This is a genomic window from Paenibacillus sp. CECT 9249, from assembly GCF_918697855.1.
GTDB lineage: Bacteria > Bacillota > Bacilli > Paenibacillales > Paenibacillaceae > MSJ-34.
This window is the reverse complement of record NZ_CAKKLI010000018.1, coordinates 18,121-39,466: the sequence shown is the minus strand read 5'-3', so window position 1 is coordinate 39,466 and position 21,346 is coordinate 18,121. Positions and strand designations below refer to the sequence as shown.

18 protein-coding genes are annotated in these 21,346 nt (G+C 52.1%); 11 read left to right on the top strand and 7 right to left on the bottom strand.

What is annotated here, in order from left to right:
- The first annotated feature begins 48 nt into the window (after window positions 1–48).
- The 5 genes from LQ229_RS14340 to ptsP all read left to right on the top strand — a co-directional run bounded on the left by LQ229_RS14340 (window position 49) and on the right by ptsP (window position 4,539).
- Entirely contained in the window at window positions 49–783 is a 735-nt protein-coding gene (locus LQ229_RS14340) for an SIS domain-containing protein (protein WP_230192105.1), read from the top strand.
- 74 nt (window positions 784–857) lie between these two features.
- A complete protein-coding gene (locus LQ229_RS14335; RefSeq protein WP_216536483.1) occupies window positions 858–1,127 on the top strand; it encodes a PTS sugar transporter subunit IIB in 270 nt (89 codons plus the stop codon).
- Window positions 1,128–1,150: 23 nt separating this feature from the next.
- Entirely contained in the window at window positions 1,151–2,512 is a 1,362-nt protein-coding gene (locus LQ229_RS14330) for a PTS ascorbate transporter subunit IIC (protein ID WP_216536484.1), read from the top strand.
- A gap of 39 nt (window positions 2,513–2,551) precedes the next feature.
- Window positions 2,552–2,818 (top strand): HPr family phosphocarrier protein, encoded by a 267-nt coding sequence (locus LQ229_RS14325; protein WP_216536485.1) that lies wholly within the window; start codon window positions 2,552–2,554, stop codon window positions 2,816–2,818.
- Window positions 2,815–4,539 carry a phosphoenolpyruvate--protein phosphotransferase gene (ptsP, locus tag LQ229_RS14320; protein WP_216536486.1) on the top strand — a complete coding sequence of 575 codons (1,725 nt, stop codon included), beginning with the start codon at window positions 2,815–2,817 and terminating at the stop codon, window positions 4,537–4,539. The genes LQ229_RS14325 and ptsP overlap by 4 nt, the downstream gene beginning before the upstream one ends.
- Window positions 4,540–4,585: 46 nt before the next feature.
- On the opposite strand, the gene LQ229_RS14315 is transcribed toward ptsP, so the two are convergent.
- Both LQ229_RS14315 and LQ229_RS14310 read right to left on the bottom strand, forming a co-directional pair.
- Window positions 4,586–5,689 carry a carbohydrate kinase gene (locus LQ229_RS14315; protein ID WP_230192104.1) on the bottom strand — a complete coding sequence of 368 codons (1,104 nt, stop codon included), beginning with the start codon at window positions 5,687–5,689 and terminating at the stop codon, window positions 4,586–4,588.
- Between the two features lie 87 nt (window positions 5,690–5,776).
- A complete protein-coding gene (locus LQ229_RS14310) occupies window positions 5,777–6,745 on the bottom strand; it encodes an RNA polymerase sigma factor (protein WP_230192103.1) in 969 nt (322 codons plus the stop codon).
- A gap of 243 nt (window positions 6,746–6,988) precedes the next feature.
- On the opposite strand from LQ229_RS14310, the gene LQ229_RS14305 reads away from it, so the two are divergent.
- The gene (locus LQ229_RS14305; RefSeq protein ID WP_230192102.1) at window positions 6,989–7,270 is read left to right on the top strand and encodes a hypothetical protein; all 282 of its coding nucleotides are present in this window, start codon (window positions 6,989–6,991) and stop codon (window positions 7,268–7,270) included.
- 369 nt (window positions 7,271–7,639) lie between these two features.
- Here LQ229_RS14305 and LQ229_RS14300 read toward each other — a convergent pair whose 3' ends face one another.
- The 5 genes from LQ229_RS14300 to LQ229_RS14280 are packed head-to-tail and all read right to left on the bottom strand — an operon-like array spanning window position 7,640 to window position 13,267.
- A complete protein-coding gene (locus LQ229_RS14300; RefSeq protein WP_216536490.1) occupies window positions 7,640–8,605 on the bottom strand; it encodes an ABC transporter permease in 966 nt (321 codons plus the stop codon).
- A gap of 1 nt (window position 8,606) precedes the next feature.
- On the bottom strand, window positions 8,607–9,683 hold the full coding sequence (locus tag LQ229_RS14295; RefSeq protein ID WP_216536491.1) for an ABC transporter permease: 1,077 nt from the start codon (window positions 9,681–9,683) through the stop codon (window positions 8,607–8,609).
- Window positions 9,684–9,687: 4 nt separating this feature from the next.
- The gene (locus LQ229_RS14290) at window positions 9,688–11,217 is read right to left on the bottom strand and encodes an ABC transporter ATP-binding protein (protein WP_216536492.1); all 1,530 of its coding nucleotides are present in this window, start codon (window positions 11,215–11,217) and stop codon (window positions 9,688–9,690) included.
- A gap of 11 nt (window positions 11,218–11,228) precedes the next feature.
- The gene (locus LQ229_RS14285) at window positions 11,229–12,152 is read right to left on the bottom strand and encodes a pseudouridine-5'-phosphate glycosidase (RefSeq protein WP_216536493.1); all 924 of its coding nucleotides are present in this window, start codon (window positions 12,150–12,152) and stop codon (window positions 11,229–11,231) included.
- Window positions 12,149–13,267 (bottom strand): carbohydrate kinase, encoded by a 1,119-nt coding sequence (locus LQ229_RS14280; RefSeq protein WP_216536494.1) that lies wholly within the window; start codon window positions 13,265–13,267, stop codon window positions 12,149–12,151. Before LQ229_RS14280 ends, LQ229_RS14285 begins: the two co-directional genes overlap by 4 nt.
- 219 nt (window positions 13,268–13,486) lie before the next feature.
- Here LQ229_RS14280 and LQ229_RS14275 point away from each other — a divergent pair, with 219 nt between their 5' ends.
- The 5 genes from LQ229_RS14275 (at window position 13,487) to LQ229_RS14255 (ending at window position 20,640) form a co-directional block, all read left to right on the top strand.
- Window positions 13,487–14,518: a BMP family ABC transporter substrate-binding protein gene (locus LQ229_RS14275; RefSeq protein ID WP_230192101.1), complete on the top strand. Its 1,032-nt coding sequence runs from the start codon at window positions 13,487–13,489 to the stop codon at window positions 14,516–14,518.
- Window positions 14,519–14,743: 225 nt separating this feature from the next.
- On the top strand, window positions 14,744–15,103 hold the full coding sequence (locus tag LQ229_RS14270) for a BlaI/MecI/CopY family transcriptional regulator (protein WP_216536496.1): 360 nt from the start codon (window positions 14,744–14,746) through the stop codon (window positions 15,101–15,103).
- 10 nt (window positions 15,104–15,113) lie between these two features.
- Entirely contained in the window at window positions 15,114–16,505 is a 1,392-nt protein-coding gene (locus LQ229_RS14265; protein WP_230192100.1) for a M56 family metallopeptidase, read from the top strand.
- 37 nt (window positions 16,506–16,542) lie between these two features.
- On the top strand, window positions 16,543–17,913 hold the full coding sequence (locus LQ229_RS14260; RefSeq protein WP_216536498.1) for an extracellular solute-binding protein: 1,371 nt from the start codon (window positions 16,543–16,545) through the stop codon (window positions 17,911–17,913).
- Between the two features lie 135 nt (window positions 17,914–18,048).
- Entirely contained in the window at window positions 18,049–20,640 is a 2,592-nt protein-coding gene (locus LQ229_RS14255; protein ID WP_230192099.1) for a PQQ-binding-like beta-propeller repeat protein, read from the top strand.
- Window positions 20,641–21,346: the final 706 nt, after the last annotated feature.

The following is a 21,346-nucleotide window of genomic DNA, read 5'->3' as shown; positions in this document are numbered from 1 at the left end:
GTTCGAATGCAATCATCATGGATTCATACGAAAGGGGATTAGATCAACATGTTGGCAGTGACTTATATCGATCGAATTATGGAATTGATGCAGACCGCGAAAGATACGCAATTGGAGTCGGTCCGTCAAGGGGCAAAGCTGGTGGCGGATGCCGTTCAGCAAGACGGCGTTCTGCATGTGTTCGGATGCGGACATTCGCAAATGTATGCGGAGGAAGTATTTTATCGCGCGGGAGGGTTGGTGCCCGTAAACGCTATTCTGGAGCCGGCTTTGTCTTTACGGCCCGAAGCGACGAAGAGCACCTGGTTTGAACGAATCGAAGGATATGCGGAAATCGTGCTGGAGCATGAACGGATCGCCCCGGGAGACGTGTTGCTGATCGCCTCGACTTCCGGTCGGAATGCCGTGCCGGTGGAGATGGCGATGGAAGCCAAGAAACGCGGCATGCATGTTATCGCATTGACGTCGCTGCAGTTTACGAATGATGTGACAAGCCGCCATCCTTCCGGGAAAAAATTGATCGATGTGGCCGACGTCGTGCTGGACAATTGCGGAGTAAGCGGCGACGCGATTATGGAGCGGGAGGATATGCCGGCCAAGTTCGGCCCGACTTCGTCGATTCTTGGCTTCACCTTGCTGCAATCGCTCATCGTTCAGACCGTGGATGAATTATGCGGCCGCGGCGTGCAGCCGCCGATCTGGGTCAGTTCCAATCTGGACAAGGGCGATGCGATCAACGCGGAGTATATACGGCGCTATAAAGACCGCATCAAATGTTTGTAATCGGGAAGAGAAGTTCGTTCGGCTGTATCGTTAGGTTATGAATTGTAAAATTCCAAATAGGAGCGTGGAAGACGATGAAAATTGTAACCGTATGCGGCATGGGGTTCGGCACGAGTTTGATGGTCAAGATGAGCATTGACGATATTTTGAAGGAGTTGGGCAAGCAGGCCGACACGCAAGCGATGGATATGGGGTCGGTAAAAGGTCTCGATGCGGATTTGTTCGTTACTTCCAAGGATATGGAGAACAGTTTCCCGGACGTCGGAGCGCCGGTCATTTTCCTGGAAAATATGACGGACAAGGCGGAGATCAAGGAGAAAGTCATTGCTTTTTTAAACCGATAACCTAAGAAGGGGGAACAAGCGCGATGCTCGATTTCCTGATTGAATTAATAACGACGCCTGCAGTCATGCTCGGATTAGTCGCTTTGGTCGGTCTTCTAATCCAGCGCAAAAATGCCGCAGACGTCACGAAAGGAACCCTGAAGACCATACTTGGCGTATTGATCTTGTCGGCAGGGTCGGGAGTTATCGTTCAATATTTGGAACCGTTCGCCACGATTTTTACCCAAGGGTTTCAGTTGACCGGCGTCGTTCCGTTCGATGAAGCCGTCGTCGGGGCGCTGTCCGAGAAGGTGCCCGAGATTGCCCGCAACGGTTCGCTGATTTTGGCTTTCGGTTTTGTTATCAATATTATACTTGCCCGCTTCTCTCCTTTCAAATATATCTTTCTTACGGGGCATATGTTGTGGATTATGTCGGGCGCATTGGCGTGGGCTTTCTACGATTTAGGATATCAGACGGTTGAGGCGGTGCTATGGGGATCGATGATTCAAGGCTTGGCCTGCGTGCTCTTTCCGGCGCTCGCCCAGCCGATCATGCGCAAATTGACGGGCTCCGGCGATATCGGCTACGGGCATTTTACAACGGCCGGCGTCGTATTGTCCGCGGGCATCGGCAAGCTCGCCGGCAATCCGCAGAAGAGCACGGAACAGATGAAAATGCCGAAAAGCTTGGAATTTTTCAAGGACACGGCGGTCTCGATTTCTTGCGTTATGGTGCTCATTTATCTTATCTCCGTATTGATGGCCGGTCCTGAATTTATGAAGTCGATCAGCAATGACCAGAATTGGATCGTGTTTGCGATCGTTCAAGGGCTTGGCTTTACGGCCGGCGTGCTTATTTTGCTGCAGGGAGTGCGGATGTTCCTTGGAGAAATCGTACCCGCATTCCGCGGGGTGGCGCAGAAGCTCGTGCCGGGGGCGACGCCAGCGCTGGATTGTCCCGTCGTATTCGCGTTTGCGCCGAATGCGCTGATTATCGGCTTCTTGAGCAGCATCGTCGGCATGGTGATCGGAATGCTCGTCTCCCAATCTTTCGGCGCAATCGTCCCGCTTCCTTCCATCATCGGCGGATTTTTCACCGGCGGGATTGCCGGCATCTTCGGCAATACGTGGGGCGGCAGACGGGGAGCGATGATTTCCGGTTTGATATACGGCCTGGTGTTAACGATTCCGGTAGCGTTATTCTTCCCGATGTACGGTTTGGAGGCGTATGGCGTAACGGGGATCGCTCTGCTCGTGTCCGACGCGCTGATCGTGCTATCGGGCGTGAAGCTGCTCCATTCGCTTCATTTGCTGCCGATTGTCGTTCCTGCCGTTATCGTTGCGCTCATTGTATGGGGCATCGTTCGCAACGGCCGGAACAAAGGCGCGGAACTGAAACAATAATGTGAATGACGATATTGAGAAATAAAGGTGGGGAGAAACATGGTGGAGAAACGAACTACGATCCGAAACGCGAACGGGTTGCATATGCGTCCGGCAACGGAATTCGTCGATTGTGCCTCCGCTTTTGCCAGCAAGATTTCACTCGTGAAAGACGGTATTTCGGTTGATGCCAAAAGTATGGTCGGCGTCATTTCGCTGGCAATCGCATGCGGCGAGGAGATCGTGATTGAAGCGGAAGGACCGGATGAGGAAGAGGCATTGGCCGCTTTGGAGCGGGTTCTCGGCGAAATGGAGGAGGACGCATGAATACGATTCGCGGCATTGCGGCGGCGGAAGGCGTTGCGATCGGTACGGCTTGGGTACTTCCCCGCTCATACTGGGAAGACGATGAGGCGGCGCCTGCCATCGCGGCGGGAGAGCCGGAACAAGAAAGAGCGAGGCTATTGCAAGCGTTCGAGCAGGTGCGGCAGCAATTGGAAACGATCTATGCTCAGGCGCAGGCCAAGCTTGGCGACGACACCGCCAAAATGATTAAAGGCCAAATTCTAATGACGAAGGATCGCTCCTGGATTGAGGGCATGCTGCGCATCATCGACGAAGAAAGCGCGTCCGCAGCCGATGCGGCGAAGAGGAAAGTGGACGAATTGATCGGCATGTTCGAGTCAATGGACAATGCATATATGCGGGAAAGGGCGAGCGATGTGCGCGATCTCGGCAATCGGCTGTTGACGGAGCTGCAAGGCGGCGATAGCGATGGCGTCGAGCGAACGAACGGCCCCGTCATATGGGTGGCGCGCGACTTGCCGCCTTCGCTCACCGTCGGAGCGAATCCGGACACGGTGCTGGCATGGGTGACGGAGACGGGGGGGCGAACGTCCCATTCGTCGATCCTTGCCCGAACGCTCGGCATTCCCGCCGTCGTAGGCGCCGGCGAACTGCGGGATCGGATTCAATCGGGACAGACGCTCATCGTGGACGGCAGCGCCGGAATCGTTCATATCGATCCCGCCCCGGAATTGCTGAGCGAATACGAGGAGAAACGGCGCGCGTTGGAGGAAGCCGGCAGCCGGTTAGCCCGCTGGAAGGATAAGCCGACGGTTACGGCCGACGGCAAGAGCATCGTTCTGCAGGCCAATATCGGCCATCCGGACGAAGCGGCGGCGGCGTTGCGGCAAGGAGCCGAAGGGATCGGCCTGTTCCGCTCGGAATTTATCTTTATGCATCGCGACGATTTGCCGTCGGAAGAGGAGCAATTTGCCGCCTATGCCAAAGCCGCGGAGACGATGGCCGGAAAGCCGGTCACGATCCGCACCTTGGATATCGGCGGCGATAAAGATTTGCCTTATCTCCAAGTGCCGAAAGAACTGAATCCGTTTCTCGGCTATCGAGCGATACGGCTTTGTCTGGACCAGCCACAGTTGTTCCTAGCGCAGCTGCGGGCCATTATGCGCGCGAGCCATTACGGGCAAGTGCGGCTTATGCTGCCGATGGTCTGCGCGGCCGAAGAAATCCGGCAAACGCGGCAGCTTTTGCAGCAGGCGAGAGAGGAGCTTGACCGAGAAGGAATCCCTTACGACCTGCATATGAAAGTCGGCATCATGGCGGAAACGCCGGCTGCCGCCCTGCTGATGGACCAACTCGGCGCGATGGTGGACTTTGTCAGTATCGGCACGAACGATCTGGTGCAATATACGATGGCTTGCGACCGCATGAACGAATCGGTATCGCATCTTTACCAACCGTATCATCCGGCCGTTCTGCGCCAGATCGCCTATATTGCGGAGCAAGCACATCGCCATGGCATTACCGTTTCCCTATGCGGCGAATGGGGCAGCGAAGCGTCCGCTCTTCCGCTTCTGATCGGCCTGGGAGTCGATTCGATCAGCATGTCGGCTTCTTCTATACTCGGCATTAGAGAAAAGGCGGCTTCGCTGGATAGCGGGACTTGCGAGCAAATGGCCGCATCCGCCTTGCAATGCGCCGGCCAAGAGGAAGTGCTTTCTTTACTGCAGGAGCAATTCGCGTAATAGAATAGGAAGCGCCCTTCCCGATCGGATTCGGGAGGGGCGCCGCTTATTTGGGGCCGGCCTGCGAAACGATAGCATCAAGCAAATCGGAATGCAGCTTAGGCGACACGGATTGGTCGCTTTGCAGGGCGATCGAGGAAGCCGCAAGGCCTAGTCGGCACGCTTGCTGCATCGTTTCGCCCCGGACGATTCCGAATAAATAACCGGCGGAGAAAGCGTCGCCCGCGCCCGTCACGTCCACGATCTCGGTCGACATGGACGGCAATGTCCGCTCTTCTTCTTCGGACGAATAGAACAACCCTTCGGCGCCCATCGTAATGATCACATTGCGGGCGCCTTTTTCTTTGATGATGCGTGCGGCGGCGCGGCAGTCGTCCGCCGTTTCGACGTTCATGCCGGCAAGCAATCCGGCTTCGCGGCGATTCGGGAATATGCAATGAACGCCATCCAGCCTCTCCGGAAGCTTCTGCGCATCCGGCAACGAAACCGGGTCCACATAGAGCGGAATATTCTCGTCCCGGCAACGTTCAATAACGTAAGCCAGGCATTCCGCGGATACGTTGGAATCGAGGAAGACGGCTTGGGAGGATGCGATCAGCGACCAGCGTTCGGCCAGCACGGCGCTCGTCAACCGATCCAAAATATCGTAATTGGCCATGGCGATGAACATTTCTCCCGTCGCGTCCAGCAATGTCGTATAAGTGCCCGTCCGCTCGTCCGGCATGACGCTCACCTGGCTGACATCGACGCCGGCCCGCCGCGTCTCCTCCAATAGAAGCGTTCCTTCCTTATCGTTGCCGACACAGGACACGAGCGTCGCATGAAGTCCGAGCCGCGCCAAATTTTCGGCGACATTCCGCGCCACGCCTCCGCATGATTCGCTGAAATGCACCGGATTGGCCGTACCGGTTATAATTTTTTGTCTGCTGTAGGCTTTGCGGTCGAAGTTGGATGTGCCGATGCATGTAATGATCGCATCTTCATGCAAAATATATGCACGCCCCTTGATGACACCTTTTTTCGTCAGATTGGAAATGTATCCTGCGATCGCCGGACGGGACAAACCGACTTTATCGGCCAGCTCCTGCTGCGATATGTACGGATTCAGCCTGATATAGTGCAAAATTTGTTGCTCCTTGTTTTTTTCCATCGAGGTCACCATCCCTTTCATTTCATTATAAACATATGTTTATATAAAATAAAAACGGTACATGGCGATCCTGTTGACGAAATTTCTTCACCAGCCTCTCTCGTGAAGCTTAACATCCAATTCTTTGGCCGCTTCCAGCAATAAATCTTCGCAGAAATAATATTCCTTTTTATAAACGATAGAGCAGTCTAGCGTTTCCAAATAAATTACGCTCTTTAACTGCCACCCTTGGTTCGTATCGATCAAGACGATCACAACCGGGCGATCCCATAGCATCCGAAAGAAAGCCTTTAATGCTCCGGACCAATGCAAAAACGTATCGCGGACGGAGTATTTCTTGATCGTTTCCCTGCCGAATTCCTGTCCGACGTGAACGATATCGTTATAGGCGTATTCGCTGAATAGTGCGGCCATCGCTTCCGGATCGCGCTTATGGAACGCGTCGATAATCGAATCGATTACTTTCCGGTCCGGCATCGGATATTCTCTTTCCAAGACGCTTCGGCTTTCCCTGTTCTTTTCATCGTTTGTTTGCATGGATCGCAAGTTTTTTCTTGCCCGGTGCAGCAAGGATTTCATCGCTCCTTCCGTCGTTGCAAGCATATCCGCCGTTTCCTTAGCGGTAAAATGAAACACCTCCGCCAATAAAATAGCCGCGGCTTGTTTGGGGGACAATCTATGTACCAATAACTCGATCGATTCGTAAACTTCAAAATCCGATATATGTCCGGAGCGATTGGAATCATCCCATTCTTCATCATAGGATGACAACTCGAATCGGTTGTCTCTGCGGCACTGATTGATCCACGTATTTGTCGCGATGCGAAACAGATAGCTCTTCGGAAATACCGGCTGCCAAATCTGACCTAACGAGGCCAACGCTTTGAGCAGCGTTTCTTGAACCAAATCTTCCGCATCCCATGGCGAACCGGTTAATTTGCGGCAATACCTCCACAGATCCGACCGATAAGGCGCAACCGTCTCTAGAAATCTCTTTTTTAAATTCCACGCTTCTTGTTCCAAATTTTGAAGATCCGCTTCCGTATGCTGTTCCATTCGTATTCCTCCTCGTATAGTCTCTATTATATTAGACAATGAAGCGGTTCGATTCGATGCGGGGGGCGTAAAATTTTTTCGATCGATTCCATGCGGGCCCATTCCGGAAACATGATTAGACTAATGCCTGCGTATAATTTTGACCGTTTTTTGATCAAATTTCGAAAATTGTATGAACAAATTCGGATACATGTGGTATAGTATAGATAAGTAAGCACTTACAACAGTACGGGAGTGTTCGAGATGACGACAAAGACAGTATCCGTAAGCGGAGTGAAAGGCGGCAATGAAGGAAGCGCCCGGAGTTTGGTCAAAGCGATGACTTGGATGGCTTGGGTCGTATTCGGCATAGGCTTGCTGCTATGCCTGTTCAATTTATATCATTTCAGCGATCAAAATACGGGCCTGATGGTCGGCCTCGGATTTCTGGTCGGCAGCGTTCATATTTACGTCATCGGCACGGCGATGGGGCTGGTGCACGAACGGATGAATCGAGATCGAGAGAACGAGCGAAGCGAATCGTAAGACGGAAGGGCGCGTACGGCGAGCCGTATAAGTCTCGTCTAGCATATCGTCCCTTGGCCGCATGATGGCCAGGGGGCGATTTTTGTTTGTTCTAAGCCGCTTGATCGCGAGAAACGGGAAAGCGACTGCGGTAAGCGATTTGGCGGATACAGCTTCCGTTAAATTGGCTAGATGAGCGTTTTTTCGATGATTGGCGGACACACGATCCGCAATTTGACCCGGAACAGGCCCGAAAAGACGATTTGTCACAGATAACGGAAGCTCTGTCCTCCAGCATGCGGAAAAAGGGGCTTTTTCGCCAAATAAGGGATCCACTGTCCGCTATAAAAACTGCCCAGAGAATTGCGATCTCCAGGCAGCGCCGCTAACTTAACGTTTGTTCGGGTCGTAAGGCTCGCCGAGCGCAGCGGGCGGATAAGCGCGGCCGATCGCCCCGACCAAGATGAGAATCGTTAAAATATAAGGAAGCATATAGATAAACTCCCGCGGGATATCGTTCGCCCACGGATACAACTGCACAATATTCCCGAGCGCCTGCGAAAATCCGAAGAACAGCGTAGCCACCAACGCTCCGAACGGATTCCACTTGCCGAAAATCATGGCCGCGAGCGCAATATATCCTTGCCCGGTAATCGTATTATGGGAGAAATTGCTGGTCGTCGTCAACACGATCGTCGCTCCTCCGAGTCCCGCCAGAGCGCCGCTTAACATGACGGCCATATACCGCATACGAGACACTTTGACGCCGACGGTATCCGCCGCGCTGGGGTGCTCGCCGACGGCCCGCAAGCGCAGACCGAACGGAGTTTTAAACAATACGTAATAGATTGCAACGACAAGAATGAGTGCCAGAAAAGTGGTCGGATAGGCGACGAATATTCCGTTTCCGATAATCGGGAGCGAGGAAAGGAAAGGAATTTCGATTTTGCCGAATACCACCTTCAATGTGTCTGTCGTTCCCGATCCGTCGAACAACAGCTTGACCAAATAGACGGCCAATCCCGCCGCCAAAAAGTTTACGACCACGCCGCTAACGATTTGATTCGCCTTGAATGAAACGGAGGCGACCGCATGGATGCACGAGAATGCCGCGGAAGCGATCATGGCGGCGATCATGCCGATCCAGAGGGAACTCGCCCCCATTCCGAGCTTTGTTTGCATATAAAAGGCGGTTATCGCCGCGGTAAAAGCCCCGATCGTCATAAGTCCTTCCAAACCGATATTGATGACTCCGGATTTCTCGGAAACGATTCCGCCCATGGAAGTAAAGATTAACGCGGTGGCGTATACAAGGGTAATGTTGATAATGTTACCGATGACGTCCATTGCATCCATCTTACATCACCTTCTTCCCGGTACCTTTTGGATAAAACCGTTTCAGAACGAAACGTATCATGCCTTGCGTAGCGACGAAGAAAATAATCGAACCGATCACGACGCGAATAATTTCAGGAGGCGCATCCGTTCCGAAACTCATCCCCGCCGCTCCGTACGTGAGCGATCCGAGCAGGAAGGCGGCGAGGACGACGCCAATCGGATTGCTCATGCCGAGCAGCGCTACCGCGATGCCGTCAATGCCGTAACCGGGGAAGGCGGTCGCGACGGGCTGATAATGAAATACGCCGAGAACCTCGAACGCTCCCGCCAAACCGGCGAACATGCCGCTAAGGAACATAGCGCTCACGATGCTTTTGCTAATATTCATGCCGGCATATTTGGCTGCTTCGGCATTATGGCCGATCGCCCGAAATTCGTAGCCTTGCTTCATTTTCCACATCACCAAGTAATAGATCAGGACGCATCCGAACGACAGCAGCATGCCCCAGTGGATGCGCGCGTTATCGAACAAAGGGAGCAGAGGGGCGATCGTAACGGATGCGGAGTCATGGATCGTTTGCGAACGTTGCTGGCCTGCTTCGATTAGGAACGCTCCGATCAAATAGTTGGCAAGGAACATGGCGATCCAGTTCAACATGATCGTCGTAATGACTTCGTTAACCCCGCGCTTCGCTTTAAAAAACCCGGCAATGGCCGCCCACAGGCCGCCGAACAGCGCTCCGGCGATTACGGCAAGGGGAGCGTGGATGAACCATGGAAGCGACAGCTTGATTCCTACGATCGTTGCCCCCGTCATGCCCATAATAAATTGCCCTTCGCCGCCTACATTGAACAGTCCGGACCGGAACGCGAAGGCGACGGCCAGACCGGTAAGAATAAGCGGGCTGATCTGCCGCAAAGTTTCGCCCAAATCATACATATTGCCGAACACTTTGGCGAACAGGTAAGAATAGGCGACGATCGGATTGTATCCGCCCATCAGCATAATGACCGCGCCGCAGAGCAAACCTAGAAAAATAGAAACGAATGAAATAATAAGCGAGTCTCCTTGCAACCATGTCGCCAATTTGCGCATCGTATCACCTCGATTTTGAACGTTTATCGCTTCCCGCCATCATCAGGCCCAGTTCCTGATGATTCGTTTCATGCGGATATACCTCGCCTATGATTCGACCTTCGTAAATGACCGCAATCCGGTCCGCCACGTTCAGAATTTCGTCCAGCTCGAAGGACACGAGAAGCACGGCTTTTCCGCGGTCGCGATGAGCGATCAGCTGTTTATGCACAAATTCGATCGCCCCGATATCCAAGCCTCGAATCGGCTGAGCGGCGATGAGCAGATCCGGATTTTTGTCGATCTCTCTGGCAATAATCGCCTTCTGCTGATTGCCTCCGGACAGTGCGCGGGCGGGAGTGTGGATGTCAGGCGTTCTAACGTCGAATTCGGCAATTAACGTCTCCGCCTTGCGGTCGATCGCTTTATAATTGAGCAGCCCCCGTTTTTGGAATTCGGGATGAAAATACGTTTGCAGCACCATATTTTCACTCATCGTAAAATCCAACACAAGACCGTGCTTATGGCGATCCTCCGGAATATGCGACAGCCCCGCTTCCGATATTTGGCGCGGCGTTAAGGAAGTCAGTTCTTGGCCGTTCAGGCGAATGCTCCCGCTATCGGCTTTTCTTAGCCCGGATATCGCTTCGATCAGTTCCGTCTGTCCATTGCCGTCGACCCCGGCGATTCCGACAATTTCGCCCGCCCGAATCTCGAAGGAGATTTCATTCAGCGCTTGGACGCCGTCCTTATTGCGGCTGACAAGCTTGTCGACTTTCAGGACGACCGGGCCGGGCTTTGCAGGCTGTTTCTCCACGCTGAAATTGACGCTTCGCCCGACCATTTTCTCGGCGAGCTCATCCGGGTTCGTCCCGGATACGGGGCAAGTATCGATTGCTTTGCCGCGCCTGATAACGGTCACCGTGTCGGCGATTTGCATAATTTCCTTCAATTTATGGGTAATCAATATAATCGATTTGCCTTCGGCAACCAAACGTTTCATAATGTCCAGCAGTTCGGAAATTTCTTGCGGGGTAAGAACCGCCGTCGGTTCGTCGAAAATAAGAATGTTCGCGCCGCGGTAAAGCGTTTTCAAAATCTCCACTCTTTGCTGCATGCCAACCGATATTTCCGCGATTTTCGCTTGGGGATCGACATGCAATCCGTATTGTTCCGACAAGGCCTGCACTTTACGGACGGCCGAACGGGTATCGATGCGCCCGCCGCGCTTCGGCTCCATGCCGAGAATAATATTCTCGGCGACCGTAAAAGGGCTGACGAGCTTGAAATGCTGGTGCACCATCCCGATTCCGTACCCGATCGCTTCGTTTGGCCCGTTGATGGCGACTTCTTTTCCATCGATCTCAATGCTGCCTTCGTCCGGTTGATACAGTCCGAAGAGAATATTCATTAGCGTGGATTTGCCCGCTCCGTTCTCGCCGAGCAAGGCGTGAACGCTTCCCTTCTCCAGCTTGAAATCGATCGAATCGTTCGCGACGATGCCGGGGAAACGTTTTGTAATCTTTTTCAACTCCACTGCGGCATTTGGCGCCATTGTCATCTCACCTACCTGTTGTTTTGCAGATGTTGATAGGCGACGGCGATTTGCGCGCCTACTTTTGCATTTTCTCTAACCAGCGCAATATTCGTCTCCAGACTCCGGCCTTTCGTATGATGATTGATGCGCTTCAGCAGATACGGCGTCACTTCTTTCCCGGCGATGCCTTCGGCGTTCGCTTCTTCCACCGCTTGCTTAATAATTTCGTCGATTTCGGCGAACGGAATTTCGTCCTGCTCCGGTACGGGGTTCGCGACAAGAATTCCGCCGTTCAGGCCGATACTCCATTTCGCGTCCATCATCGCCGCGACTTCCTCCGGGGTGTCCAGCCGGAAATTGGCTTTCAATCCGCTTTGGCGGGAATAGAACGAGGCGAAATAATCCGATTGGTATCCGACGACCGGCACGCCTAACGTCTCCAACACTTCCAATGTCCGGCCCAGGTCGAGAATCGCTTTGGCGCCGGAACTGACGACCGCGACATTGGTAAGCGACATTTCGGTCAAATCGACGGAAACGTCCCATGTCACTTCGCCGTGGCGATGTACGCCGCCCAATCCTCCCGTGGCGAATACTCGGATGCCTGCCAGTCCGGCGGCGATCATCGTGCCGGAAATGGTGGTGGCCCCCAACTTCTTCTGCCCGAGCACATAAGGGAAATCGCGCCGGCCCGCCTTCAACACCGAGCCTTCCGTGGCGAACTCCTCGATTTCCGCTTTACTTAAGCCTACCTTGATTTTCCCTTCCTTCAGGCCGATCGTTGCGGGAACGGCGCCATGCCGGCGAATAATTTCCTCCATCTCCAATGCCATTTGAATATTGTACGGATGCGGGAATCCGAAAGAGATAATCGTCGTTTCGAGGGCGACGACAGGAAGCTTTTGCTCCAGAGCCGATTGCACTTCTTCGGATATCGTTATATAAGATTTCATTGCGTTAGGACCTCCTCATCGTTATGTTCGTTTAATAGGGAATACAATAGATTCGGCTGCAGCTTGGGCGAAACGGATTGATCGCTTTGCAAAGCGATTGAGGAAGCGGCCAGGCCTAATTGGCAGGCGCGATGCATGCTTTCCTCCCGGACGATGCCGAATAAATACCCTGCCGTAAAGGCGTCGCCCGCACCCGTAACGTCTACGACTTCGGTTGAAAAAGTGGGCAAGAACCGTTCCTCTTCCTCGGAAGAATAGAACAATCCTTGGTCGCCCATCGTAATGATGACGTTGCGCACTCCTTTGTCTTTTATTTTGCGGGCGGCTATGCGGCAATCTTCCGCCCTCTCGATCACCATGCCCGCCAAAAATCCGGCTTCGTGGCGATTCGGAAATATGCAGTGAACGCCGTCGAGCCTTTGCGGAAGCTTCTGCGCATCCGGCAGCGATACCGGATCGACATAGAGCGGGATATTCTCGTCCCTGCAACGTTCGATGACATAAGAGAGACTCTCCGCCGATACGTTGGAATCGAGGAAGACGGCTTGCGAGGAGGCGACCGCCGACCAGCGCTCCGCCAACATCGAACTCGTTAACCGGTCCAATACATTGTAATTGGCGATGGCAATGAACATTTCCCCCGTCGTGTCCAGCAATGTCGTGTACGTGCCGGTTCTTTCGTCCGGCAGCACATTGACTTGGCTGACATCGACGCCGGCGCGCCGCGTTTCGTCCAGGAGCAGCTCTCCTTCCCGGTCGTTGCCGACGCAAGATACCAACGTCGCGTGAAGGCCGAGCCGGGCCAAATTTTCCGCGACATTCCGCGCCACGCCTCCGCATGATTCGCTGAATTCGACCGGATTGGCCGTGCCTGTAATCATTTTTTGCTTGCTGTAGGCTTTCCGGTCGAAATTGGACGTGCCGATACAAGTGATGACCGTATCTTCGCGCAATACGTACGCCCGCCCTTTAATCACTCCTTTCTTGGTCAGGTTGGAAATATACCCCGCGATCGCCGGACGGGATAAACCGAGTTTATCCGCTAATTCCTGTTGCGATATATAAGGATTCAGCCTGATGTAATCTAAAATCTGTTTGTCCTTATCTTTGTCCAATGTTTGTCACCATCCTTTTTCACATCATTATAAACATATGTTTGTTGTAAAAACAATAGTAAATTTTTTATTTGCAACTTGCCTCTTATTTCCGCTTCCTTCGTTTTGGAACATTTTTTTAGTATTGATAGTTCGGTTTGCATATGCTATAAATAAACATAAGTTTAATAAACAAACATTTATTTGTTAAACTATTATTGATTAAAGGGAGGAATTCTGTTGAAAAGGTTATCTTGGTTGTCGGTCGTTTTCATGCTTTTCGTATCAATGATTGTTAGCGCTTGCAATTCGGGCAAAAGCGCCGGCGGTACCGAACAGAACGAAGGGAACGCGGGTCAACAATCGGTCCGAATCGGCTTGGTAACGGATATCGGAGGGGTGAACGACAAGGCGTTCAGCCAAACCGCTTGGGAAGCTTTGGAGCAGATCAAAAAAGACAAAGGCGCGGATATTAAATATTTGCAGAGTAAAACCGACGCCGATTTCGTTCCGAATTTGAGCCAATTTGTAAAGAACGGTTACGACCTGACATGGGGGACGGGATTCGTCATGGTGGAGGCGGTTCAGAAGGTGGCTCGGGACAACCCGAACGCGAAGCTGGCCATTGTGGATAATGAAGTGGACGAACCGAATGTGAAGTCGGTCTTGTTCAAGGAGCATGAAGGATCCTTTCTTGTCGGCGTCATTGCGGGATTAATGACCGAATCGGACAAAGTCGGTTTCGTCGGGGGAATGAAAATTCCGGTTATCGCCAAATTCGAAGCCGGTTTTAAAGCGGGAGTGAAGGCGGTCAATCCGGACGCGGAAATTATCGTCAACTATACCGGCGCGTTCGATAAGCCGGATCTCGGCAAAGCGGCGGCGGCGACCATTTATAACGCGGGGGCCGATATTATCTTCCACGCTTCGAGCGGCACCGGCGCGGGTGTGTTCAACGAAGCGTCGGACCGGTTGAAACAAGGAAAGCGAGTATGGGTCATCGGCGTAGATAGAGACCAGTCCTTGGAGTACGGCGACGACGTTACATTGACGTCCATGATGAAACGGGTGGATGAAGCCGTATACCGCGTCTCCGAAGAGCTGATCGACGGAACGTTCGAAGGCGGAACTACGCTCGAACTGGGGCTGAAAGAGAACGGGGTCGGCATTGCCGACACCTCTTCGAAAAACGTGCCCGAGGACGTTCTGAAACAAGTCGAAGAATATAAAGAGAAGATTGTGAACGGAGAAATTGAAGTGCCGATGGAATAGGCAAGCTTGCAGGACGAAACGATAAAAAGTCCGAACCTCGCGCCGTCGATCACCCGCAAAGGTAAGCCCGGGAGATCGGCGGCTTTTTTTGTTTTCGACACAACTCTAGGTTCGGTAATCCCCAATTTTTGATTAACTACTATAATCGTCATTGACAAGGTGTGACTACTGCGATAGTATTGATGCATGATAACTATTGCAATAGTCACGCAAGGAGAGAATAACATGGAAATTAAATTGTTTGATTCGGAATTAAAAGTGATGGAAGCATTATGGAGAGAGGGGGATTTGTCGGCCGGGCAGCTTGCCAAGCTTTTGAAAGAAGAAACGGGCTGGAATCGAAATACGACTTATACGGTGATTAAAAAACTAATCGAAAAAAATGCAATCGAACGAGTGGAGCCGAATTTCGTATGCAAGGCGCTAGTGTCCAAGGAGCAAGTACAGGAACAGGAAACGATGGGTTTGATCAACAAAATGTTCGACGGTTCTGCCGAGCTGTTCTTTTCTTCCTTTATTAACGAGAAAAATTTGACTAAAGCGGAGATCGACAAGTTAAAGCAAATTGTTGAGCGCCTAAAGTGAGGGATTTGTGATGATGATTCTCCAAATGAGCATTTCGGCAGGAGCCTTGATAGCCTTCATTGCAATAGTAAGAGCGCTTGCGATCGATAAGCTGCCCAAAACAACATTTGTGATCCTATGGGGCATTGCGGTATGTCGGCTGATCCTTCCTGTTTCCATTCCGATACCCGCATTACCCCTATGGACCGTATCCGATTGGATCGGCAGCGCAGCATCGTTTCTTCCTTCTCCGGCTGCCGATATCTCAACTCTCGCCAACGGGCAATCTATGGAAGGCGTTCCCGGTTTGGCCCATTCATACGCAGGTGGTACCGCTACGTCGGATCGAAGCGAATTCATCGCTCCGATCGTTGTCGTTTGGCTTGCGGGAACGATACTGCTGTCCGTTTATTGTATAGCCGCTTTTTATAGAAGCTACAGGGAGATTCGAACGGCTTTGCCGCTTCGGCATCATCCCTTCATAGAGGAGTGGCTGCGCGGACATAAAACCGTTCGCCCCATCCGAATACTGGTTTCCGATCGAATCGCGACCCCGATCGCCTGCGGCTTGTTGAAACCGAGAATTATTTTGCCGAAGGCGTTGGATCTAAGCGATGAGGGGCTATTGAAACAGGTTCTTACTCACGAATTGACGCATATCAAGCATTTCGATGTGGTATGGAAGACCGTATCGGCACTGGCGCTTTGTATCCATTGGTTCAATCCGCTAGTCTGGCTCTTGTATATGCTCTTGAACAGAGATTTGGAACTGGCCTGCGACGAAAAGGTGTTACAGAAGCTCGGCGATGACAAGAAGGCGGATTATGCATTGTCTTTGATCGCTGTGGCGGAGCGGAATTCAAAGTTTGCCCCATTGTATAACGGATTCGGTAAAAATGCCGTCCAAGAAAGAATCGTATCCATTATGAAATTTAGAAAAGCATCGGTCGCAACGATCGTTTTGTCCGTGGCGTTGACCCTGGGAGCCGTTTCGGTCTTCGCGGCCGGCACTGCAGAAGACATGCAGGCGACTGCCGTTACGGTATTTACGCCAGGTACGGCAGACGACGTTCAAGCGACTGTCGGCTCCAACTATACGTTTGCATTCGAGCAGGGCGACGGCCCGGGTGCAAGCGATGAATCGTTAGACGTCTATACGGATTACGGAATCGAGTACGATCCAAAGACACAGCGCTATTTATGGGACAACAAAGCGATCAGGTTATTGATTGACGGGAATGCGGCTGCGAAAAGGGAAACCGATACTCTTTATTTCGACGCAAGAGGCGCGGTTGACGTGCAAGTGATCAGAAACGGCAGCAACCAAATCGAGAAGATAGTGTCAATAAGCGATCAAGAGCTGGTGAAATTCATCGATACATACGGCTTTCACATTGCCGGCGGCAATATAGTTTTTCGGTAAAAAACGTTCTTCCTCACTTCAGCCTTTGGAGGTCGCAATGAGAGTCAAACAAATATATAAGATGTTCGTTATCGCGCTTTGTATTGCGCTTGGGGGATGTACGCTCGTCAAGCCGGAAAAGTCCGCTGAGCCTCGGCGTCTCAAAATTATGTATTATAGCGAGGACTATTTTTATCAGGAATACGGCGATTTATTCTCTACGAAATACCCCAATATTGAAGTGCAAGTCGTAGACTATCGCGGTATTGATTATGAATCGGAAAAAGACGGCATCAAGGCGGAGACCAACTTTATCAATAAGGAGCAGCCGGATGTTGTGCTGCTCAGCGCGGAGCAATACGAACTATATGCCGCGGACGGGATGCTGTTGGAACTGGATTCTTTCATTCGCAAAGAAAACTACGACATCGACGGCATTTATCCTACCATCATCGATTTGTTGAAAGAAAAGGGCGGTGGCAAACTGTACGGGCTCAGTCCGAGGTTTTACGGCAACGCGCTGTTCTATAACGCGGATTTGTTCGCCAAGTATGGAGTCGAATTGCCGCATGACAAAATGACCTGGCAGGAAATACTCGAATTGGCGCGGCGTTTTCCGGCGGATGGCGACGAGAAGGAGCGGGTGTACGGGTTCGGACTGCAAGGTTCCGTGACCTCCGATCGTCTTCTAGATACTTTAGCAAGCAGTATCGCTTATACCCAAGGACTGACCACTGTCAATCCCGGTACGTTGAAAGTGACGGCAAACACCGATTCATGGAGAAACGTTTGGAAGATGGCTTTGGAAGCGGCGAATTCCGGGGCAATTTACAGCCCGAAAGAGGATTTTTGGGGCGGTTCTTTAGAGGAGTATTATCTGCATAAGCCGTTTTTGATGGGACGGATGGCGATGACCGTGGACGATTCTTATTTGCTTCAAAATATAAAGCAGGTAAAAGAACGAATCAAGGCTTTTAAACCTTTTCAACTGGGGATTGCGGCAGGTCCGGTAGACCCGTTCGAGCCGGATTCGTCAAGAGATATTCAGTTGCAGGAAATATTTGCGATTCGGGCCGGTTCGCCGAATTCGGATGCCGCTTGGGAGTTTATTAAATATGTCAACGGGGTCGAATATGCTAAGATCAAATCACGAACGATGAACGGTAACCTGCTCTCCAGAATGGGTTCTTACAAAGAAGAATATGCGGAGAACGGACTGGAGGCCTTCTATGCGCTTAAACCCAAGACCGTGAGTAACGGCCGCGAAAGCGATATCCCCAATGAATTTTATCCGCTCTTTGAGGAACTGACGAAACGGGAAATTCAGCGGGTGCAAGCCAAAGAGACGACTTTGGACGAGGCGCTGGACAGGATTCAGGCGGAGGGCCAGACGGTATTGGACCGGATTGTGAAGGCTGATCAATCGTAATGCAAGCGGCGGCTCATTTCAGCGCTGGATCCGGAAAAGAAAGTTCGGAAGGAAGCGTAACAATCCATTCTCCACTCTCGTCATATAATTAGAAACGAATGAAAAAAATATACAATGAAAGACGGAGAGAATGACATGAAAACGAGATGGGTGAAATCCATATATTTTGCGGCGGTGCTCGCGTTGGCAGCGGGCTGCGCGGCGGCGAAAGACGGAGGCGATTCTTCGCGGAAGCCTTTCGAAGCCGGCGGCCCGACGTCTGCAAATCTCGTGGAAGTATCGACCGAACAGTTGAAGGAGAAGGGATCGCTTGCCCCGAAGGGCGACCGGTCATCCGGTTTGCCGGACACGCGGCAAATTCAAATCGGCATGAGCAAAGAACAATTGGTGCGAGTGCTGGAATCGCCCGACTATGAATTCCAAAAATCCCGTTATGAGGGCGGGGAGTTGATCACGCGGGAGTATTGGCGGTACGATGTTGCCGATTCCTCGTACCAGTTTACGCCCCTTGCTGACAGGAACGGATATACGGTGGACGTCGATTTCGACGGACTGCGCAGCGGCGCGGTTCGCGAGCAGCTTATCGTCGAATGGGATCATGACAAAGTATCGCAGTATATTGCGTATGCCCTTAAGGACGGCCGAGTTGTCTCCTCTTATTCCGGCACAGCGGACATTCCGCCCGGCGATTCCGCGGCTAATAGGTTGGCCGAGCGTTACGGAATCGAAATCGGCCAAACTTACCGCTTGCCCTCCGGAACCGATGCAGCTTACGCTTTGCCGCGCGCGGCGGAACGGGAGGCGTTGTTCTATCCGAAACCGGAGCAAACGTTTTTGGTAACCGCGCTTACCGAACATTACGCCCTCATCGATTTCGAAAGCGACTTCGGCTGGATCCCGATCTGGTATTTGACGCCGGAGACGGAGGAAATGAGCGGTATGCTGCCGCAAGATTTCGCCATGAAGGCGACAACGTCCTTAGCCCTGTACCCGAATGATTCGGTGGAACGCGGCGTCGCGGAAATCGGACAAAGAGTGCAGGCGATAGCGCGTTACAAAGACTGGTTGAAAGTATATCTGTACCAGGAACAGGCGGAAAATGAGCGGGCGCCGCGGGCAGGGTGGATTCGGGAACGGGACGTCGAGCCTGTAAAATCGGATGCTCGATCGCTCAGTTTTACGAAAGCTGCCGTAAACGCCAATATTCGGCCCGGCGATGCGGCATCGAAGTTCAAGCAAATTTTCGGCGAACCGTCCTTCCGGGAATCGTCCGAAGCCGTCAATATGACGGGAGAACCGTTGCAAACGTTGGACGTTTGGAGATACGAAACCGATGCTTGGCAAATGGCCGTGACCTGGTCGAAGGATAAAACCGTTCGCGGGATTGAGTTTGCCTATCCGGAAGGCGAGACCGGGTATTTGAGCGTAGTTGAGATGGATGGAGAAAGCGGCCGCCTTTCCCATATATTAAGAAAGGAACCGTTCGTACGATCCGTACGGAAAGAGGAAGCGTGGAAGTTTCAAAGCGAACTCGCCTACAATTTCCTTGTCGGCAAAGCTGGCTCAACGCTCCTTGTATTGGCGGACGACGGCGGATACAGCGGCATGCATTACGATAAAAAGCTGTATGGTGTTGACGCGGCGACCGGGGGCAAGCGGTGGACGATCGATGTCAAAAACGAGGAACTCGCCTATTTTATTTCCGAAGACCGCCGGAACGTAGCCGTTTACACCGCATACGGCGACTCGCCCTCGCTGCGGTATATCAGCGCAAACACCGGCAAGACGGTATGGAGCAAGAGATTCAATCGCAATAGCAAGGAATACGAGAATTACCGTCTTGAGTTTTCGAAAGCGAATGGGGTAATCGTCATGCAGAAGAGCGATTGGGAAGGCAAGAGGAGCGGGAAACTGACCGCGTTTGACGAGTCGACCGGCAAGTCGCTATGGACCAAAACGCTCGCGGACAGCGAGAGCCTGATCCTGGATCGGCAGTCGCGCGATAACGTATTGATCGCTTCGAAAAATCGCCTGTCCGCATACGATTCGCGAACCGGGAAGAAAAGATGGGAACTCCCTGAAAACATCGACATGTCCAGGTTCAAATCGGGCCTCTATGAAAGTTTTCCTTATTCCGTCGACGAAAGGGATCTAGGCTCGCCTGCTCCGGCGGAACGTTGGCTTCCCGCAAAGGACGAACTGTTGCGAATCGATACGAAAACGGGTAAAGTGACGCATCGTCTCCCTTTCATCGGGGAACAGAGCGTAGAACAAGCAAACGAACGGTATTTCTTACTTATTACCGGTTCGCGAGAGTGGCCGAATGAAACATTCACAACGGCATTGTACGATACCGTCAATTCCGAAATCGTATGGGAACGGGAAGGAAGGGGCGCAGGCGCCATTGTAAAAGAAGATGCGCTGTACCTTGCGCTCGACGGACATCCTGCGGCGCTGCAACTGGCTACGGGACGGACGATTTGGCAATCTCCCCTGACTGACGGCGGTCCGCGCATGATTCTGCGCGGCGACGAGCTCCTAGTGCAGGGATGGAAGCATCTATATACGCTGCGCGCCAAGGATGGAACGGCGCTGAATCGCGTGGCCGGCCAGCGGTTCGGTTATCCCGATCTGCGCGAGAAGCCGGCGGTCGAAGGTTATGTTACGAAGCTTGGCAATGATGTATACGTCGGCTCAGGGAACGGGATGTTCACGAAATTGAAATAGCTTGATCGCAAGATGTCCGTTCGCGGCGAAACCCTTCGGCGGGCGTCTTGCTTTTTTCGAGGAATCCATTCCTATTTCGATCGTTTCGGTTCGAGTAAGCTGCAAGGACGCCGTCAGGCGTTTTTTATTTAGCGGTAAATTCTGGAGTAATCTTGTTCTCACGGGGCAAAAAATGAAAACTAACGGTATTTTGCGGAACTGCTTTCGAGCGGACTTGCCAAAAAGTTGATTCTCAAAAATTAGCGGTAGTTTTCGCCGTTAAAGAGTACATATAGTAGGGAATAGGGGGAAATCGCTCATTGTGTATGAAATTTCGAACTAAATTGACGGATTCGCAGCGTGCGCCGCTCGCTTAGTACGATTTTTCGTATACCTTTGTGGGAATAGGGGTGAAATCGCTCATTGTGTATGAAATTTCGAACTAAATCGACGGATTCGCAGTGTGCGCCGCTCGATTAGTACGATTTTTCGTATACCTTTGCAGAATCATCACTGGCGTTGCATTAACTTTTTTCAGCAATATTGAAACAGCTGTGCGGATTACCGTACTATTCCTTCACATTGGTTCTACCGCCTCGCTCCCAAGTTCGCGGACACAGAAGACGCTGATTGTGACAAAACGCCCAATTTCGGACAGTTCGCGGACATACGATCCTCTATTCGCGGCAAAAGCGTAAAAATAAGCCCTCCGTCGAACGGATAGCGG

Excerpts from the sequence above, each read along its gene's own strand:
- LQ229_RS14340 (WP_230192105.1), top strand. The coding sequence starts at position 49 with ATGTTGGCAGTGACTTATATCGATCGAATTATGGAATTGATGCAGACC.
- LQ229_RS14335 (WP_216536483.1), top strand. The coding sequence starts at position 858 with ATGAAAATTGTAACCGTATGCGGCATGGGGTTCGGCACGAGTTTGATG.
- LQ229_RS14330 (WP_216536484.1), top strand. The coding sequence starts at position 1,151 with ATGCTCGATTTCCTGATTGAATTAATAACGACGCCTGCAGTCATGCTC.
- LQ229_RS14325 (WP_216536485.1), top strand. The coding sequence starts at position 2,552 with ATGGTGGAGAAACGAACTACGATCCGAAACGCGAACGGGTTGCATATG.
- ptsP (WP_216536486.1), top strand. The coding sequence starts at position 2,815 with ATGAATACGATTCGCGGCATTGCGGCGGCGGAAGGCGTTGCGATCGGT.
- LQ229_RS14315 (WP_230192104.1), bottom strand. The coding sequence starts at position 5,689 with ATGGAAAAAAACAAGGAGCAACAAATTTTGCACTATATCAGGCTGAAT.
- LQ229_RS14310 (WP_230192103.1), bottom strand. The coding sequence starts at position 6,745 with ATGGAACAGCATACGGAAGCGGATCTTCAAAATTTGGAACAAGAAGCG.
- LQ229_RS14305 (WP_230192102.1), top strand. The coding sequence starts at position 6,989 with ATGACGACAAAGACAGTATCCGTAAGCGGAGTGAAAGGCGGCAATGAA.
- LQ229_RS14300 (WP_216536490.1), bottom strand. The coding sequence starts at position 8,605 with ATGGATGCAATGGACGTCATCGGTAACATTATCAACATTACCCTTGTA.
- LQ229_RS14295 (WP_216536491.1), bottom strand. The coding sequence starts at position 9,683 with ATGCGCAAATTGGCGACATGGTTGCAAGGAGACTCGCTTATTATTTCA.
- LQ229_RS14290 (WP_216536492.1), bottom strand. The coding sequence starts at position 11,217 with ATGGCGCCAAATGCCGCAGTGGAGTTGAAAAAGATTACAAAACGTTTC.
- LQ229_RS14285 (WP_216536493.1), bottom strand. The coding sequence starts at position 12,152 with ATGAAATCTTATATAACGATATCCGAAGAAGTGCAATCGGCTCTGGAG.
- LQ229_RS14270 (WP_216536496.1), top strand. The coding sequence starts at position 14,744 with ATGGAAATTAAATTGTTTGATTCGGAATTAAAAGTGATGGAAGCATTA.
- LQ229_RS14265 (WP_230192100.1), top strand. The coding sequence starts at position 15,114 with ATGATGATTCTCCAAATGAGCATTTCGGCAGGAGCCTTGATAGCCTTC.
- LQ229_RS14260 (WP_216536498.1), top strand. The coding sequence starts at position 16,543 with ATGAGAGTCAAACAAATATATAAGATGTTCGTTATCGCGCTTTGTATT.
- LQ229_RS14255 (WP_230192099.1), top strand. The coding sequence starts at position 18,049 with ATGAAAACGAGATGGGTGAAATCCATATATTTTGCGGCGGTGCTCGCG.